This is a genomic window from Nocardioides islandensis (genome assembly GCF_015352455.1).
GTDB lineage: Bacteria > Actinomycetota > Actinomycetes > Propionibacteriales > Nocardioidaceae > Nocardioides > Nocardioides islandensis.
In genome coordinates this window covers 25254-40479 of record NZ_JADKPN010000018.1, presented here as the reverse complement: position 1 = coordinate 40479, position 15226 = coordinate 25254, and the positions used below count along the sequence as shown (strand labels likewise).

The 15226-nt window shown below is 71.2% G+C and carries 19 protein-coding genes; 9 read left to right on the top strand and 10 right to left on the bottom strand.

What is annotated here, in order from left to right:
- Positions 1–14: 14 nt before the first annotated feature.
- The 3 genes from ISU07_RS21645 to ISU07_RS21635 are packed head-to-tail and all read right to left on the bottom strand — an operon-like array spanning position 15 to position 1560.
- Complete coding sequence (locus tag ISU07_RS21645; protein ID WP_194708925.1) at positions 15–557, bottom strand: DUF3618 domain-containing protein; 543 nt, start codon at positions 555–557, stop codon at positions 15–17.
- Complete coding sequence (locus ISU07_RS21640; protein ID WP_194708924.1) at positions 533–949, bottom strand: phage holin family protein; 417 nt, start codon at positions 947–949, stop codon at positions 533–535. Before ISU07_RS21640 ends, ISU07_RS21645 begins: the two co-directional genes overlap by 25 nt.
- On the bottom strand, positions 946–1560 hold the full coding sequence (locus ISU07_RS21635) for a hypothetical protein (RefSeq protein WP_194708923.1): 615 nt from the start codon (positions 1558–1560) through the stop codon (positions 946–948). Before ISU07_RS21635 ends, ISU07_RS21640 begins: the two co-directional genes overlap by 4 nt.
- Before the next feature lie 183 nt (positions 1561–1743).
- On the opposite strand from ISU07_RS21635, the gene ISU07_RS21630 reads away from it, so the two are divergent.
- Positions 1744–2502 carry an esterase/lipase family protein gene (locus ISU07_RS21630; protein WP_194708922.1) on the top strand — a complete coding sequence of 253 codons (759 nt, stop codon included), beginning with the start codon at positions 1744–1746 and terminating at the stop codon, positions 2500–2502.
- A 204-nt stretch (positions 2503–2706) separates the two neighbouring features.
- Positions 2707–2991, top strand: a complete 285-nt coding sequence (locus ISU07_RS21625) for a hypothetical protein (RefSeq protein WP_194708921.1) — start codon at positions 2707–2709, stop codon at positions 2989–2991.
- Positions 2992–3251: 260 nt separating this feature from the next.
- On the opposite strand, the gene ISU07_RS21620 is transcribed toward ISU07_RS21625, so the two are convergent.
- From ISU07_RS21620 to ISU07_RS21610, 3 genes are all read right to left on the bottom strand, one after another.
- On the bottom strand, positions 3252–4334 hold the full coding sequence (locus ISU07_RS21620; protein ID WP_194708920.1) for a fatty acid desaturase family protein: 1083 nt from the start codon (positions 4332–4334) through the stop codon (positions 3252–3254).
- A 137-nt stretch (positions 4335–4471) separates the two neighbouring features.
- A complete protein-coding gene (locus tag ISU07_RS21615; protein ID WP_194708919.1) occupies positions 4472–5245 on the bottom strand; it encodes a GAF and ANTAR domain-containing protein in 774 nt (257 codons plus the stop codon).
- Positions 5242–6009 carry an ANTAR domain-containing protein gene (locus ISU07_RS21610; RefSeq protein WP_228522377.1) on the bottom strand — a complete coding sequence of 256 codons (768 nt, stop codon included), beginning with the start codon at positions 6007–6009 and terminating at the stop codon, positions 5242–5244. The genes ISU07_RS21615 and ISU07_RS21610 overlap by 4 nt, the downstream gene beginning before the upstream one ends.
- A gap of 235 nt (positions 6010–6244) precedes the next feature.
- Here ISU07_RS21610 and ISU07_RS21605 point away from each other — a divergent pair, with 235 nt between their 5' ends.
- The 3 genes from ISU07_RS21605 to ISU07_RS21595 all read left to right on the top strand — a co-directional run bounded on the left by ISU07_RS21605 (position 6245) and on the right by ISU07_RS21595 (position 8670).
- Positions 6245–6907: a response regulator transcription factor gene (locus ISU07_RS21605; protein ID WP_228522376.1), complete on the top strand. Its 663-nt coding sequence runs from the start codon at positions 6245–6247 to the stop codon at positions 6905–6907.
- Between the two features lie 25 nt (positions 6908–6932).
- A complete protein-coding gene (locus ISU07_RS21600; protein WP_228522375.1) occupies positions 6933–7637 on the top strand; it encodes a GAF and ANTAR domain-containing protein in 705 nt (234 codons plus the stop codon).
- A 184-nt stretch (positions 7638–7821) separates the two neighbouring features.
- A complete protein-coding gene (locus ISU07_RS21595) occupies positions 7822–8670 on the top strand; it encodes a sigma-70 family RNA polymerase sigma factor (protein ID WP_194708917.1) in 849 nt (282 codons plus the stop codon).
- A gap of 4 nt (positions 8671–8674) precedes the next feature.
- Here the strand turns inward: ISU07_RS21595 and ISU07_RS21590 are convergent, their stop codons facing one another.
- On the bottom strand, positions 8675–9757 hold the full coding sequence (locus ISU07_RS21590) for a YihY/virulence factor BrkB family protein (RefSeq protein ID WP_194708916.1): 1083 nt from the start codon (positions 9755–9757) through the stop codon (positions 8675–8677).
- Between the two features lie 78 nt (positions 9758–9835).
- On the bottom strand, positions 9836–10993 hold the full coding sequence (locus ISU07_RS21585) for a PP2C family protein-serine/threonine phosphatase (RefSeq protein ID WP_194708915.1): 1158 nt from the start codon (positions 10991–10993) through the stop codon (positions 9836–9838).
- A gap of 117 nt (positions 10994–11110) precedes the next feature.
- Between ISU07_RS21585 and ISU07_RS21580 the strand changes: the two genes are divergently transcribed.
- Positions 11111–11905, top strand: a complete 795-nt coding sequence (locus ISU07_RS21580; RefSeq protein ID WP_194708914.1) for a TRM11 family methyltransferase — start codon at positions 11111–11113, stop codon at positions 11903–11905.
- On the opposite strand, the gene ISU07_RS21575 is transcribed toward ISU07_RS21580, so the two are convergent.
- Complete coding sequence (locus tag ISU07_RS21575; RefSeq protein ID WP_194708913.1) at positions 11898–12533, bottom strand: HAD family hydrolase; 636 nt, start codon at positions 12531–12533, stop codon at positions 11898–11900. The two genes, ISU07_RS21580 and ISU07_RS21575, sit on opposite strands and share 8 nt — an antisense overlap.
- A gap of 69 nt (positions 12534–12602) precedes the next feature.
- Positions 12603–12803: a cold-shock protein gene (locus tag ISU07_RS21570; RefSeq protein ID WP_194708912.1), complete on the bottom strand. Its 201-nt coding sequence runs from the start codon at positions 12801–12803 to the stop codon at positions 12603–12605.
- A 326-nt stretch (positions 12804–13129) separates the two neighbouring features.
- Here ISU07_RS21570 and ISU07_RS21565 point away from each other — a divergent pair, with 326 nt between their 5' ends.
- Genes ISU07_RS21565 through ISU07_RS21555 form a run of 3 tightly spaced genes read left to right on the top strand, consistent with a single transcriptional unit; the run spans position 13130 to position 15226 of the window.
- Entirely contained in the window at positions 13130–13426 is a 297-nt protein-coding gene (locus ISU07_RS21565; protein WP_194708911.1) for a hypothetical protein, read from the top strand.
- Positions 13423–14199, top strand: a complete 777-nt coding sequence (gene map, locus ISU07_RS21560) for a type I methionyl aminopeptidase (protein ID WP_194708910.1) — start codon at positions 13423–13425, stop codon at positions 14197–14199. The genes ISU07_RS21565 and map overlap by 4 nt, the downstream gene beginning before the upstream one ends.
- A gap of 34 nt (positions 14200–14233) precedes the next feature.
- Positions 14234–15226: a GTP pyrophosphokinase gene (locus tag ISU07_RS21555; protein WP_323742752.1), complete on the top strand. Its 993-nt coding sequence runs from the start codon at positions 14234–14236 to the stop codon at positions 15224–15226.

Here is a 15226-nt window from a genome sequence, read left to right as displayed (position 1 = left end):
ACGGCTCGGGGCGGTCAGACCTGGTGGTCGGACCGGACGTTCTCGACCGACGACTGGCCCTGGTCCTGGACCCGCCCGGCCGACTGCTGGGCGGTGTCCTTGACCTCCTGGACCGCATCCGTGGCCGGGCCCTTCAGACCCTCGGCGAGCTCCTGGCCGGCGGCCTTGGCCTGGTCGACCACGGGCTGGCCGTGCTCCTTGGCGGTGTCGACCAGCTTCTGGCCGGCCTTCGCCTCGGTGGCGCTGGCCGGCACGAGAGCGGCCACGAGCAGGCCGGTGCCGAAGGCGACGAGGCCCGCGGCGAGCGGGCTCCCCTGCACCGAGCTCTCCGCCGACCGCACGGCGCCGTGGGCGGTGTCGCCGACCGACGAGGTCGCTGCACTGCTGCTCCCCATCACGCTGTCCTTGATGCCGGACAGGCGTCCGCGGGCCTCGGCCTTGCGGCGCTCGATGATCGCGCTCGGGCTCACCTTGTCCTGCAACGCGTCCAGGTCGGACGACAGGGCCTGACGCGTGCCGGCGATCTCGCTGTTCAGCTCTTCTGTTGACTGGCCCATCGGGCATCCTCCTTGAGTGAGCGCTGCGTCTCGGGCAGCGCGGGGTTGGTCTCCTTGAGGGCCTTGCGGCCCGATGACGCGAGCACTGCGGCGGCGACCAGCCAGATCGCGGCCACGATGAGTGCGGCTGCCTCGGCAGGCAGCCAGTTGTCCAGCAGGTAGGTCAGCGCCAGCGACGCGAAGATCAGGGTCAGCAGGCCGGCGACGCCGGCACCGCCGAGCAGACCTGCTCCGCGGCCCGCCCGGGCCGCCTCCTGCTTGATCTCGGTCTTGGCGAGGTCGAGCTCCTGGTGCACCAGCGTGCTCAGGTCGCCGGCGATGTCGTGCACGATCTCGCCGAGGCTGCGGTCCTGGCCCGGTGCGCCCCCGGTCCTGATGTCCGGCCCACTCATCGCGGGGCGTCCTGGTAGACCGCAGGCTCCTCGAACGTCGAGGAGGTCGGCACGTTCGTCGCGAGCGGGTCGACGGTCGGGTACGTCGTGCTCGAGGTGGTCATGACGGGGTGCTCCGCCGTGACGTCGCTCGTGCTGGGGCCGGCGTGGTCGCCCGAGGACGAGGCCGCGCCGCGGGCCAGCCGGCCGACGACGAGGCCGGCGGTCAGCGCGCCGAGCAGGAACATCCCGGGCCGGCGCCGCGCGAGGCCGCGCAGGTCGTCGAGGATCTCGCCGGGTTCACGGCCGTCGAGACTGCTGCCGAACGAGCGCACCCGGTCGGCGGCCTGGCGGGCGACCTCGGCGGCCAGACCGGAGGTCCCGCCGTTCGAGGCCATCGTGTCGAGGTCGTCGCCGAAGGTGCGGAGCGTGTCGACCAGCCGGTCGCGCTGCGTGGTGGCCTGGTCGAGGGCCTGGTCGCGGGTCTCGTCGACCAGGCGGCGTACCTGGTCCTTGGCCTCGCCGGCCACGTGCTGGGCCTCCTCGGCCGCGACTCCGGCGACCTTCCTGCCCTCCTCGGTCGTCGTGGAAGGAGCGGTGTCGTCCCGGTGGATACCTGGGGTGGTGGTCATTGGTTCCTCCATGTGTGGTGAGTCCTCGGGGTACCCGCCCTCGGGTCGGCAGCCCCGGTTCGGCCGGTGTTTCTGCGGCCCAGCGCAAGAACCACCTGTGCGGGTGAACCCGGTGTCGCGGGTTGGAACGGGTGTGACCGGGATCGCGGGTTGACCCCCGGTGGTGCTGGGTACGTCGTAGCGGTGACCGCTGCCGACCTGACCGGCCTCCTCGGCTGGAGCGACCGCACCCGACTGATCGCGCCCGAGGACCATCCCGCCGCGTCAGGGCCTCCTGCTCTCCGTCTCGGCTTCGGCGAGCTCACCGCCGCCGGCCAGGGCTACCGGCTGGCGGTGGCCCGACGACGCCTCCGGGCCGCGCCCCGAGCTCCGTGGGAAGGCGCGCCGGTGATCGACGTGCCGGGCTTCGCGGCGCCGGAGTCACTGATGACGCCGTTGCGGAGGTACCTCGCGAGCCTGGGTCACGACGCACGCGGCTGGGGGTTCGGACGCAACCGCGGCGACGTGCGCGGCGACGTGCGCCGGCTCGAGCGACTGGTGCTCCAGCGTGCGGATGCGGCAGGACCGGTAGCGCTGGTGGGCTGGAGCCTGGGCGGCGTCGTGGCCCGCGAGGTCGCACGACGCCACCCCGAGGCGGTCCGGCGTCTGGTCACCTTCGGCACGCCCGTCGTCGGCGGCACGGCCCACACGGCGGGCGCGCGGTTCGTCCGACGTGACGAGGGAGACCGGTTGGCGTCGTACGCCGAGCGTCGCGACCGCACCGATCCGCTGCAGGTGCCGATCACCGTGGTCCTCAGCCGCCGCGACGGAGTGGTCAGCTGGCGCAGCTGCCTGGACCGCCACTCCCTCCACGTCGACCACGTCGAGGTCCGGTCGACCCACTTGGGGATGGTCGTCGACCCGGACGTCTGGCTCACCGTTGCGCGTCGGCTGTCACGGTGACGGAGCTCGTCCGCTCCCCCGCCAGGGTGTAGTGACATACCCCTGCCCCCGGACACACTGGAACCAGCGAGTCGACGCACCACCCACGTCTGTCGGGCCATCCGCCCACCGGGTGACGAATGCACGAGGCATCACCGATGCCGACCGCGACGCGCCGCCTCCCGCCGGGCAACGGCCCCGGTCACCAGAGCAAGGAGCTCCACCATGTCGAACACCACCTACTCCACCACCCAGTCGGCCGAGAAGACCCATGTCGCCGACCGGCGCATCAGCACCGAGACCAAGGCCTCGGTGAAGACCTCCGAGCTCATCGTCCTCGTGGCCGGCGTCATCGCCGTCCTCGTCGCGGCCCAGGTCTCCGACGAGTTCGGGGCCCAGGACGCGTGGTTCTACGTGACGCTGATGGCCGTCGGCTATCTGGTCAGCCGCGGTCTGGCCAAGTCCGGCAGCCGCGACTTCTACGACGACGACACCCGCACCACCCGCTAGACACTGCACGACCTGCCGCCCCCGCCCCCACAGGGCGGGGGCGGTGTGCGTGGGGCGACGTCCCGCTCCGGCCTACTCGGCGGAGCGTGGAGCGACGGCCTTCTCGGCCCGGTGACGCGGCGGCATCGGCAGCGGCCGGGAGCAGATCACCAGCGCGATCACGATCAGCAGGCCCAGGAACCACATGGGCTCCGGGTACCCAGCGGCGGACCCCGCAGCCCCACGGCCCCAGGGCGTACGGGCCATCCGGACCGGGATCGTCAGCGCATGCTGCTCGCCAGCGGGCACTCGAACGGGCCGCGGGCGTTGAGGCCGACGTCGTTGAGGTAGCGCACGACGATGCCGTAGGACTCGAACAGTCCGGCCTCGGTGTAGGCCACGCCCTGGCGGCGACAGTGTTCCCGCACGATCGGCTGCGCGTCCTTCAGGTTGGGGCGGGGCATGCTCGGGAAGAGGTGGTGCTCGATCTGGTAGTTGAGTCCCCCCATCGCCACGTCCACGACCGTGCCCCCGCGGACGTTGCGCGACATCAGCACCTGCCGGCGCAGGAAGTCGATGTGCATGTCCTTCGGCACGATCGGCATGCCCTTGTGGCTGGGCGCGAAGGAACCGCCCAGGCACACGCCGAACACCGCCATCTGGACCCCGAAGAAGGCAGCCGCGTGGCCGACCGGCAGCAGCCACAGCAGCGCCGCGACGTACAGGCCGAGGCGGGTCGAGACGAGCGCGACCTCGAGCCGTCGGTGCGGCACGCCCCTGTCGGCGATCACGTGGCGCAGGCCGGCCTGGTGGAGGTTCAGCCCCTCCAGGGTGAGCAGCGGGAAGAACAGCCAGCCCTGCCGGCGCACGAACCAGCCCGCGCCGCCGTGCGACCGGGACGCCGCCACGTCGGCGGTGAACGCCAGCGCGCCGGCGGCGATGTCGGGATCGCGCCCTTCCTTGTTGGGGTCCGCGTGGTGGCGGGCGTGCTTGCCCTTCCACCAGCCCAGGCAGAGCCCGGCGAAGACTCCCGACAGCAGGCGGGCCGTCCAGTCGTTCCAGGCCGCCGACACGAATATCTGGCGGTGCGCGGCGTCGTGGCCCAGGAACCCGAACTGGGTCACCACCACCCCGAGGGCGGCGGCCAGGACCAGCTGCCACCAGGAGTGCCCCACCAGGACGACGCCGACCCAGATCCCCACGAACGCGAGGACGGTGAGACCGATCCGCCTCCAGTACCAGCCGTACCGGCGGCGCATCAGCCCGCTGGAACGGATGCGGGCGGCCAGCTCGGTGTAGGAGCCGGCGCCCGCCGCGGCCGGCCTGGTCCGCGGCGGGAGACTGCTGGACGTCGTGCCGCTCATCGCGGACCTCCGGAGCGTGCTCGGATGGAGCGCTCGGGGTCACGGAGCGATGTTGATCCGACGGTACCCGGGGGGCCCATCGCTGATGCCTCGACGCCGGTCAGCGCCTGGGGGTGGCGCCCGCCGTCCCGCCGGCCTCAGGGCAGGAGCGCCACAGCCCGAGCGTGGGCCAGGACGACGTCACCGGACAGCTCGCGGGCGACGACGTCCGCGGCGACGTCACTGAGCTTGCGCCCCTCGTCGCGCGCGTATCGGCGCAGCACCGCGAAAGCATCGTCCATCGCGAGCGAGCCCACCTGGGCGATCACGCCCTTGGCCTGCTCCACCACGACGCGGCTGGTCAGGGCCAGCTGGAGCTGGGAGTTGACCGTCGCCCTGTCGGCGGCCGACTTCTCGTTCACGATGGCCACACTCGCCACGTGCACGAGTGCCTGCGCGAGCGCCAGGTCGTCGTCCTCCAGCCGGCCCGGGTCGTCACCGAACAGCCCCAGCGTTCCGAGCACGGCGTCGTGCAGACGCATCGGCAGCGCATGCACCGACTGGAAGCCGACGCTGCGGGCAGCCCGCGAGAACTGCGGCCAGCGCTCCTCCTCCGCCGCCAGGTCCGGGACGACGACGGCCTCACGGGTGTGGAAGCAGTCCAGGCACGGACCCTCGTCGCGCTGGAGCTGGAAGATCTCGAGGTGGTGGGCGCGCTCCGAGGACGACGCCACCAGGTGCAGGACGCCGCGCGGGTCGGCCAGGAGGAGGCCCGCCGACTCGATGTCGAGAAGGCCCGCGCAGTTGGTGGTCAGCCGGACGAGCATGTCGACGACGTCGTACTCGTCCACCAGCTCGTTGGAGAGGTCCACGAACGCCCGGATGATGTCGCGCTCCCGAGTGCTCGTGTGGTCGCTGCCCGTGCCGGTCATGGTGTCCTCCTGCCGCTGCCATCATCGTCCCGCTCCAGGACCAGGCGTCGTTCCACGATCGCCCATGACACCTGGCTCGCGGTCTGGCCGGTCGCGATGGCGTGCGCACGCAGCCGCACGAGGGCCTCGGTGGCGTCCACCTGCAGCTGCGCCATCACCATCCCGGTCGCCTGGTAGACCTCGATGCGGTCCAGCTCGGCGAGGCTCCCCCAGCCGGCCTCCCCCTCCGACAACAGGTCGTCGTCGAGGCCCTGCGCGTCCTTGGCGGTCGCCATGATGTCGAGCAGCGGTGCGGACGCCAGCTCGGCGGCGATCAGCGCCCCCGCGAGCTGCTCTCCCGCGAGCGGTCCTGGTCCGGCGCGGAAGAGGTCGAGTGCCCCGACGCACAGGGACACCACCATGATCGGCAACGCGAAGACGGCGTGGATCCCCTCATCCAGGACGGCCCCGGTGAAGGCCGGCCACCGGTGCTCCTCGGACGAGTCCAGGTCGGGAGCCAGCACGGCGTCGCGAGTGGAGACGGCGTCCAGGCACGGGCCTTCTCCGAACGTGAACTGGTACTCGTCGAGGCGCCGGCTGGCCGCGTTGCTGGAGCCGAACGTCCCTCGGGACGCACCTTCGTGCACCATCGACACGGCGACCCCGTCCACCCCGAGGAGTCCGACACAGGCCAGGCACAGCTCCGTGGCGGCCGGGATGCCGGGCGCTGCGCCGCTGACAGCCGTGTTGAGCTCGGTGCGCATGCTGTCCAGCGAGCTCCCCATCGTGGCCCCTGTCGTGGACGTACGTCGGTTCGGTTCCCGCCACCCTAGGTCCACGCTTCCCGTCCTGCCGGGAGAGCGACGCGCGCGCCGGTGCCGAGTACTCTCGGAGTACCCACACGACGTGGTGTCACCCCGGACCCCGGTGGCGCGGCGAGAAGATCGCGACACGGGGACTGCTTGCGACAACCTCGTGCACCAATTCTTCGCCGCTCTGGTGCCGACGGAGGAGCGCACGATGCGTGGTGGGCGAGAGGGCAGGCTGACCGTCGGACTCGCCGACGGCGACCCGCTGTCGACGTTCGGGTTGCGGAGGCTGCTGCGCTCGTACGCCGACCGCGTGTCGGTGGTCGATGGTCTCGCGGACGCCGACCTGGTGCTCGTCGACCCCCACCTCCACCTGAACGACATCACCGACGTCGCCGACCTCCTGGACGCGATGTCCGCCGACGGGGTCGTCGTCTACACCTGGGCGGCCGCCTCGGGGCTGTCCGGGCCCGATCGGCTGAAGGCCGCCGGCTGGCCCCTGCGTGGCTGGCTCTCCAAGGGACTGGACGTCGACGTCCTGGTGGACGGGCTCGAGGGCATCCACGCCGGACGATGGGTGAGCCTCGACGCACCGGACCCGGCCCAGCGGCTCCGGACCGTCTCGAACGGCGCGTCGCGGGCCCACAGCCTGACGGTGCGGGAGGGGCAGATCGTCTCGCTGATCGCGGCCGGGTTCACCAACCGCCAGATCGCCGACCACAGCTACCTGAGTGTCAACACCGTCAAGACCTCCATCCGTTCGGCCTATCGGAAGATAGGCGTGTCACGGCGCATGCAGGCGGTCGTCTGGGCTGTGCAGCACGACCACGTCGCCTGGCCGTCCACGATGGTCGGCAGGGACGAGCACCGGTGACCCGCGGATGATCTCGATCCAGAGCTTGACCGACCTCTTCATCGAGGCCGCGGACACCCTCGTGGACGACTTCGACCTCGTCGACTTCTTGCACAACCTGACCGAGCGAGCCGCGCAGGTGAGCGGGGCCGACGCGGTCGGACTCCTGCTCGCCGACCACCAGGACGTCCTGCGGTTCATGGCCGCCTCCAACCACACCGGCGAGATGCTCGAGCTCCTCCAGCTCCAGAACTCCGAGGGTCCGTGCCTGGACTGCTTCGTCTCGGGCGCCCCTGTGGTCAACGCCGACCTGTCCAGCGCGGGCGGTCGTTGGCCCGTGTTCGCGCCCGGGGCAGAGGCCGCGGGCCTGCGCTCCGTCCACGCCTTCCCGCTGCGCCTGCGGACACAGCGGCTCGGCGCTCTCAACCTGTTCAGTCGTCACCACACCGTGTTCGAACCGCACGACGTCAGCATCGTCCAGGCGCTGGCCGACATCGCGACGATCGCGATCATCCAGGAGCGCAGCATCTCCCGAGCCGAGAGGCTCAGTGACCAGCTGCAAGGAGCACTCGACAGTCGCGTGGTGATCGAGCAGGCGAAGGGTGCGCTGGCACAGCTCCAGGGCAGCACCCCGGACCACGCGTTCCAGCTGATGCGGGCCCAGGCCCGGACGTCCCGGCGGCGCCTCCTGGACGTCGCCCACGACGTGCTCGGTGGGATCGACGGACGACCGTCCTCGACGTCGAGGTGACTCCTGGACAGCTGCACCGAGCGACGGCGGCCGATGAGCACCCCGCCTGCTGGGGCCATGTCATCACACCCGCTCGGGCGTAGGACGTCCTCGGAAACCGCCGTAGGCTCGTCCTGCGACGACATCGCAGATGTCGCACCATCCGAGACCTCGATGGCGCACCCATCGACTTCAAGGATGATTCATGCACACGGCCCCCTCCGTCTCCGGCCACGACGCGTCGACGCGGGTGTCCACCCGCGCACGTCGTCAGGAGCTGACCGACGACCTCATGCGTCGTCTCCACGGAGGCGACCAGGAGCTGGACGACGACGCACGCGCCGCACTCATCAACGAGATCGTCGTGCTCAACACCCCCGTCGCGCATCGCATCGCGTTCAGGTACCGCGGCCGCGGCTGTGCACTGGAGGACCTCGAGCAGGCGGCCTGCCTCGCGCTGGTGCGAGCGGCGCACCAGTACGACCCGCGCGGGGGGCACCACTTCTTGTCCTACGTCGTGCCGTGCATCACCGGGGAGATCAAGCGGTACTTCCGGGACTACGGGTGGATGGTGAGGCCGCCCCGACCGGTGCAGGAGCTGCAACCGAGCGTCGAGCGCGAGCAGCTCCGCATCGACCCCCGCAGCGGGCGCACGGCGGACGACATCGAGATCGCCGCACGCCTCGGCGTGACCGTCGAGGCCGTGCGCGAGGCCGTCCAGGTGCGCGGCTGCTTCGCCCCCACCTCCTTGGACTCGCCCGTGCCCGGTGTCGACGACCTCCGCGGTGTGGACCGCCTCGTCGACAGCACGACGAGCCGCGCGTTCGACGCCGCCGAAGCGCGTGCGGTCCTGGCCCCGGCCCTGGCCCAGCTGACGTCGGCCGAGAACGACGTCCTACGCATGTGGTTCGTCGAGGAGCGCAGCCAGAGCGAGATCGGTCGCCACCTCGGCATCAGCCAGTCCCACGTGTCGCGAACCATCCGGCACATCCTGGCTCGCCTGCGACACCTCGTCGACCAACCCGAAGGTGCCGACAGCGCGAACGCCGCGTGACCCGCTAGCGGTCGCTGCGACGCCGGCCGACTCCCCGACGGAGGCGCCGGCCCCGAGCGACGTCGTCCGCCTGCTTCTGGGCGGCCTTCTCGATGTTCCGCGTGTCGCGTGCGGGGAGCTGGAGCTCGGACTCCGCGGCGATGCCGGCCTGCAGCTGACGCCCACGCTCGATCTCCGAGTCGATCTCGGCACCCAGGAGCAGGGCCACGTTGGTGAGCCACAGGAACACCAGACCCACGACCACGCCGGCGAGCGAGCCGTAGGTCTTGTTGTACGACGCGAAGTTGGCGACGTAGAACGCGAAGCCCGCCGAGGCCGCGAGCCAGATCAGGATGGCCACGGCCGCGCCGGCCGAGATCCAGCGGAACCTGGGCTGCTGCACGTTCGGCGTGGCGTAGTAGAGGATCGCGACGATCAGGACGACCACCAGCGCCATCACCGGCCACTTGGCGATGTCCCAGACCTGCACGGCCTGGTTGCCGAGCCCGATCTGGTCGCCGATCGACTGGGCGAGCGGGCCGCTGACGACCAGCATCACCAGGACCGCCGCCACGAGCAGGATGGCGAGCAGCGTCACGAGGAGCTGGGTCGGACGCAGCTTCCAGAAGGGGCGTCCCTCACCGATCTCGTAGATGCGGTTCATGGCCCGCCCGAACGCACCGACGTAGCCCGACGCGGACCACAGGGCACCGACGAGGCCCAGCACGAGGGCGAGCCCAGCCGTCTGGGACCCGGCCAGCTCCAGGAGCGCCGGCCTGATGGTGCCCAACGTGTCCTGCGAGACGAGCGGTGAGAGGACGTCGAGGACCGTCTGCACCGACTTCTCCGGTGACTGTCCCACCAGGCCGAGCACCGCACTGAGGGCGATCGCCGCGGGGAAGAGGGCCAGCACGGCGTAGTAGGTGAGCGCGGCCGCGAGGTCGGTGCACTGGTCGTCCCCGAACTCCCGCCACACCTTCCGCACCACATAGGTCCAGGTCCGTCGGTGCAGGTCCGTCGGGTCGTCCGGCTTGCGCGGGTCGTCGGGGGCCGGCGTGGTCGCCTCGGTGCGGTCGAGGCCTAGCGTGCTCTGGTCCGAGGAGGTCATCGGCTCGCTCCTGATCTCGCGTTCGGGACGGTCCCTCGTGGGCAGTACCCACCGGGCGGCCGCGCACCCCCGACGCGTTCAGCCGATCCGGCGCAGGGCGATCACCGCGACGTCGTCCTCGACGCTCTCGTCGCCCAGTCCTGCGGCGATGACGTGGGTGCAGATCGTCTCGGCGTCCTGGTCGCTCCGGAAGGAACGGCGCACGAGGGAGTGGCGCTCGCTCCACCCGTCCGGGTTCGTGCCGGGCCGGCCGACCCGCTCCACGAGGCCGTCGGTGTAGAGGACGAGGGCGGCTCCGGGCTCGAGGGTGAGCTGGTGGCTCTGGCGTTCCTGTTCCGGGTTGAAGCCCAGGATGAGTCCCGGCGGTACGGCTACCTCCTGGGCCTCGGACTGTCCGCTGCGCGCCATCAACGGCGCCGGGTGGCCGGCGGTGCAGACGAGCATGGTGTCGTAGGGCGGCGCACCCACGGCGTACAGGACGGTCGCGGTCGTCCCGCCCTCGAAGTGGCACAGCTTGCGGTCCAGCCGGCTCAGCACCTCGGCCGGGTCGTCGTGCTCGAGCGCATAGGCGCGGAGCGCGCTCCGCAGACGACCCATGACCACGGCGGAGTGCAGACCGTGACCCTCGACGTCGCCCATGACGAGTCCGACCTTGCCGTTGGGCAGGACGAAGATGTCGTACCAGTCGCCGCCGAGGTCGCCCTCGGCCGGGAGGTAGCGGACGGCCACGTCGAGACCCTCGATCGACGGCGGAGCAGCGGGCAGCAGGCTGCGCTGCAGGGTGAGGGCGGCGAGATGGGCGTCGTCCTTGCTCAGCTCCGCGAGCCGCTGCCCGATGTCGGCCGCGAGCCCTTCCAGGCGTGCCGTGTCGCCGGCATCGAAGACGCGCGCCCCCATGCTCCCGACGTGCAGGACCCCCAGGAGCCCCTCAGGTCCGAACACGGGGACGCCGAGGAGCCGCCGGATCCCGGAGTCCCGGAGGATGGGGTTGACGACGGTCAGCTCGTCGACCTGGTCCAGGACCACCGGGTGCCGCTGCGCGGCGACCTTCCCGGCGAATCCCGTGCCGACACGGACATGGGTCGCGCCGCGCCAGCGACGACCCAGGCCGGACGATGCCGCAGGCTCCAGCACCGTGCCGGTCTCGTCGAGCACAAGGAGGGTGGCCGTGTCCGAGTCCATGACGGCGCGGACATCCTCGATCAGGCCCTGGATCGAACGGAGATCGGACGTCATCGAAGGAACCCCCAGTCCTCTCCCAGACAGTCACCAGCTCGCTCCCGATCACGACATCGTGCCACCGTCTGCCCAAAGCTTCACGACAACGTGGCGGCGTACGTCAGGATGGTCGACGTGCACTCCGGGAGCCGGGACGAGCCGGCGGTCTTCGACCGGAACCACGTGCTCTTCGGACCGCTGCGGGAATCGGTGCTGGACCTGGACCAGGTGCACCGTTACGGCGCCGCGACCTTCGCCGACCCGGACGCGATCTCGCTGTACGGCATGACCCCGGGCGAGTGGTACCAGCGCGGGATCCGGCTGCTCGGCCGAACGGTCGTCGAGTGCACGCGCGACAGCCTCTCCGAGCTCATCGCCGCCGACGTCGCCGAGGTGGCCGGCACGGCGCCCGAGCCTACGACGCTGGTCCTCGACCCCTTCGCGGGCTCGGCGAACACGCTGTACTGGATGCACCGCGCCCTCCCCGACGCGCTCGCCGTCGGCGTCGAGCTCGACCCGGTCATCTGGCGGCACACGCGGCACAACCTCGACCTGGTCGGACGCCCGATCGACGTCCGCAACGGCAGCTACGCCGACGCGCTCGACGACCTCGACGTGCCTACCGACGGCGTGGTGGTCCTCTTCGTGGGGCCGCCCTGGGGACACGCCTTCGACCCGGCGACCGGCCTGGACCTGGGCCGCACCACTCCCCCCGTGGGCGAGATCGTCGACCACCTCGAAGCCGGCCTGGCGGGCCGACCGCTCCTGGTGGCCGTGCAGGCCTTCGAGCGCGTCGAGCCGGCTTCGCTCGAGGCGGTCAGGTCGCTCTTCGACTGGTCGGAGCTGCGGGCGTACTCGCTCAACCCGCCCGGCAAGAACCCCGCGACGCTGGTCGGCACCCGCGGCTGGGTGCCGTCCGGTCTCAGCTGAGCACGATGTCCTTCAGCTCGGCCAGGGAGCCGATGCGATGGGCAGCCCCTGAGAAGTCCTGGGTCTGCGTGAAGTCGTGGTGGACGACGGCGCACTCGATGCCGGCGGCCACCGCCGAGCCCAGCCCTCGCGACGAGTCCTCGACCACCAGGGTCTCCTCGCGGGTGCCTCCGAAGCGCATCAGGCCGGTCAGGTAGGGCTCCGGGTGCGGCTTCGCCTGCACGTAGTCCTCGCGGGCCAGGACGAAGTCCATGAACTGCCTGATGGGGCGGTCCCGGTGGATGAGGTCGAAGTCCACGCGTCGCGCCGTCGTGACGACGGCCATCCGGACGTACGCCGCCAGCTCGGCGAGCGCCTCGACGACGCCGTCGATCTCGATGGCCTCGGTCCGCAGGTGCTCCTGGTAGTACGCGTTGCGCCGCTCGCGCTGACGGCTGATGGTCTGCTCGTCGACGCCCGCGGCCCTGGCCGCCGCCCACGTGCCCAGTCCCCGGCTCATGTCGCGGAGGTACTGGTCCTGGTCCAGGGTCACCCCCACCTCCGCCAGGGCGCGCGCTCCGGCCGCGAAGTACCAGCGCTCGGTGTCCACCAGCACGCCGTCGTGGTCGAAGAGCACGTACTTCTTCACCCTGGGGATCCTGCTACACATGCGAAAGGTCCGCCGAGCCGTGCTCGGCGGACCTTCCTGGATCCGGGATCAGACGGCGCGGACGCCGATCGCCTGGGGACCCTTGGGGCCCTGGGCGACGTCGAACTCGACCTTCTGGTTCTCCTCGAGGTTCTTGAACCCCTGGCCCGCGATCTCCGAGTAGTGGACGAAGACGTCCGGACCGTCGGTCTGCGCGATGAAGCCGAAGCCCTTCTCAGCGTTGAACCACTTGACGGTTCCTTCAACCATGGTGTGCTCCTTTCAAGAGCGTGCGTCGGGGTCCCGCACCGTGCGGGTCCGACGAGGTGCCGAAAGGAGACGGGGCAGGTCGCCCATGGAATGCTCCAGCCGGTGAATGGTGTCCTGCGCGGTGGGAATCGATGCCACAGCCGACAGCCAAGGACACTGAATCATCGGGCTCGCCACAGAACGGACCGAGCCGACGCAGCAAGTCTGACACACGGGGTCTCAGGGAGACGAAAGCGCACATACCCACGACCGGCGTACCTTGGCCTCAGTCGCCGTACGTGAGCCGCCATCCGGATGCTCACCTCCGACGGCGGAGAGGCTGCCCGATGACGCGCTCCGGACCGATCTCGCCGCGGGACCTCAGCTGCCGTCTCGGCCTGCCCGACCGGCTCGCCGCCGTCGTCACCGCGCGCGAGGACGAGCAGGACGTGCGGGTGCGCGCCGGCGTCAGCTCGCTCGAGCTCACCTACCGTCGCGGGCTCACGCTCGGTGCCCTGGAGGCCTACGCCGAGGACCTCGAGAGCCTGGGGTGGCCGATCCCCCGCGAGATCCTCCAGGACATCCGGCTGCGCCGAGCCCTGCTGGCGGCGCCCATGGCCTATGCCCCCGACAAGCGCGCGTGATCGAGATCCTGAACGCCGACCGGCTGGCGCGCGCCCGCGACACCGGCGCGCTCGTCGGCGACATCCTGCAGACGATCCGGGAACGCGCCACCGTGGGGACGAACCTGCTGGAGATCGACGCATGGGCGCACGGCCTGATCGACGAGGCCGGCGCTCAGTCCTGCTACGTCGACTACGAGCCGTCGTTCGGGCGCGGACCGTTCGGCCACTACATCTGCACGTCCGTCAACGACGCCGTGCTGCACGGCCGGCCGTACGACCACGCGCTGGCTGACGGCGACCTGCTCACCCTCGACCTCGCGGTGTCGCTGAACGGCGTCGCGGCCGACTCGGCCATCAGCTTCGTCGTCGGAGAGGACCGGCTCCCGGAGAACGCCGCGCTGATCGGCGTCACCGAGCGCGCACTCGCCGAGGCGATCTCCGTCGCCGGCCCGGGCACCCGCATCGGCGACATCTCGCACACCATCGGGACGGTCCTCACCGAGTCCGGGTACCCCGTCAACACCCAGTTCGGCGGGCACGGCATCGGCTCGACGATGCACCAGGACCCCCATGTCGCGAACAACGGACGCCCCGGCCGGGGCTACCGCCTGCGGCCGGGCCTCCTGCTGGCCCTGGAGCCGTGGGTGATGGCGGACACCGACGAGCTGGTCACCGACGCCGACGGCTGGACGCTGCGCAGCGCCACCGGCTGCCGCACGGCCCACAGCGAGCACACCATCGCCATCACGCACGACGGCGCCGAGGTGCTCACCCTGGCGCCCCGCCGCTGAGCCGTTGGGCGCCGAGTACGGCAGGCTGGGCGGCGTGCCGACGACCACGCCCGACGCCGCCCGGCAGGCGATCCGCACGTACGCCGCGCTGCGACCGGCCCTCCAGGAGGCCACCGAGGGGTTCCTGGAGCTGCTGACCTCGGTGCTCGACGACGCCGGCATCAACTACCTGAGCGTCACGGGGCGCACCAAGACGGTGGTGTCGTTCGCCGCCAAGGCACTGCGCGAGGTGGACGGCGAGCCGGAGTACGCCGACCCGCTCGAGGAGATCACCGACCAGATCGGGCTGCGCGTCATCACCTACCTCGGCGACGACGTGCGGGCGGCCGTGGACCTGCTCTCCGACCAGTTCGAGGTTCTCGACGACCGCGACCTCGGGCAGGAGACGGCGGAGAAGGGCCACTGGGGCTACGCCAGCCGCCACCTGGTGATCACGCCGGCCGGCACTCCCGAGCCGCCGCACGAGAACCTCGCCGGCCGTCGCGCGTCGGTCCAGGTGCGGACGGTGCTCCAGCACGCGTGGGCGGAGTTCGAGCACGACATCCGCTACAAGGGCACCGTCCCGCTGGAGCACTCCGCCGACCTCGACCGCCGGTTCACGCTGGCCGCGGGTCTGCTCGAGCTCGCCGACCGCGAGTTCAGCGCGATCCGCGACCGCCTCCAGGAGACCGCCAGCGACGCCCGCCCCAACGCCGACCCCGGCGACCCGCGCATCGGCACCCAGGAGCTGACGACGTACCTCACCGGCAAGTACGCCGAGGCCAGCTGGTCACGCACGGACCACTACAGCTGGATCGCCGGTCTGCTGCTGGAGCTCGGCATCACCTCGCTCGACGAGCTCGACGTCCTGCTGGACTCGGTCGACGGCGAGGACGTCCACCGGCGGATGGGCTACAACTACCCCGCCGGCGCGGTCCGCCGTCTCGACGACGCGTTGCTGGCCATCTTCGGCGAGCAGTACGTCGCCCTCACCGGGAACGCGCACCGGGCCGCCAAGCTGCGCGGTCGGCTCGAACGCCTCACCTGA

What these genes read in the sequence shown, in the direction of transcription:
- ISU07_RS21605 (WP_228522376.1), top strand. Translation starts at nt 6,245, where the DNA reads ATGCGTGGTGGGCGAGAGGGCAGGCTGACCGTCGGACTCGCCGACGGC.
- ISU07_RS21595 (WP_194708917.1), top strand. Translation starts at nt 7,822, where the DNA reads ATGCACACGGCCCCCTCCGTCTCCGGCCACGACGCGTCGACGCGGGTG.
- ISU07_RS21570 (WP_194708912.1), bottom strand. Translation starts at nt 12,803, where the DNA reads ATGGTTGAAGGAACCGTCAAGTGGTTCAACGCTGAGAAGGGCTTCGGC.
- ISU07_RS21565 (WP_194708911.1), top strand. Translation starts at nt 13,130, where the DNA reads ATGACGCGCTCCGGACCGATCTCGCCGCGGGACCTCAGCTGCCGTCTC.
- ISU07_RS21585 (WP_194708915.1), bottom strand. Translation starts at nt 10,993, where the DNA reads ATGACGTCCGATCTCCGTTCGATCCAGGGCCTGATCGAGGATGTCCGC.
- ISU07_RS21625 (WP_194708921.1), top strand. Translation starts at nt 2,707, where the DNA reads ATGTCGAACACCACCTACTCCACCACCCAGTCGGCCGAGAAGACCCAT.
- ISU07_RS21615 (WP_194708919.1), bottom strand. Translation starts at nt 5,245, where the DNA reads ATGACCGGCACGGGCAGCGACCACACGAGCACTCGGGAGCGCGACATC.
- ISU07_RS21645 (WP_194708925.1), bottom strand. Translation starts at nt 557, where the DNA reads ATGGGCCAGTCAACAGAAGAGCTGAACAGCGAGATCGCCGGCACGCGT.
- ISU07_RS21590 (WP_194708916.1), bottom strand. Translation starts at nt 9,757, where the DNA reads ATGACCTCCTCGGACCAGAGCACGCTAGGCCTCGACCGCACCGAGGCG.
- ISU07_RS21610 (WP_228522377.1), bottom strand. Translation starts at nt 6,009, where the DNA reads ATGGGGAGCTCGCTGGACAGCATGCGCACCGAGCTCAACACGGCTGTC.
- ISU07_RS21640 (WP_194708924.1), bottom strand. Translation starts at nt 949, where the DNA reads ATGAGTGGGCCGGACATCAGGACCGGGGGCGCACCGGGCCAGGACCGC.
- ISU07_RS21635 (WP_194708923.1), bottom strand. Translation starts at nt 1,560, where the DNA reads ATGACCACCACCCCAGGTATCCACCGGGACGACACCGCTCCTTCCACG.
- ISU07_RS21620 (WP_194708920.1), bottom strand. Translation starts at nt 4,334, where the DNA reads ATGAGCGGCACGACGTCCAGCAGTCTCCCGCCGCGGACCAGGCCGGCC.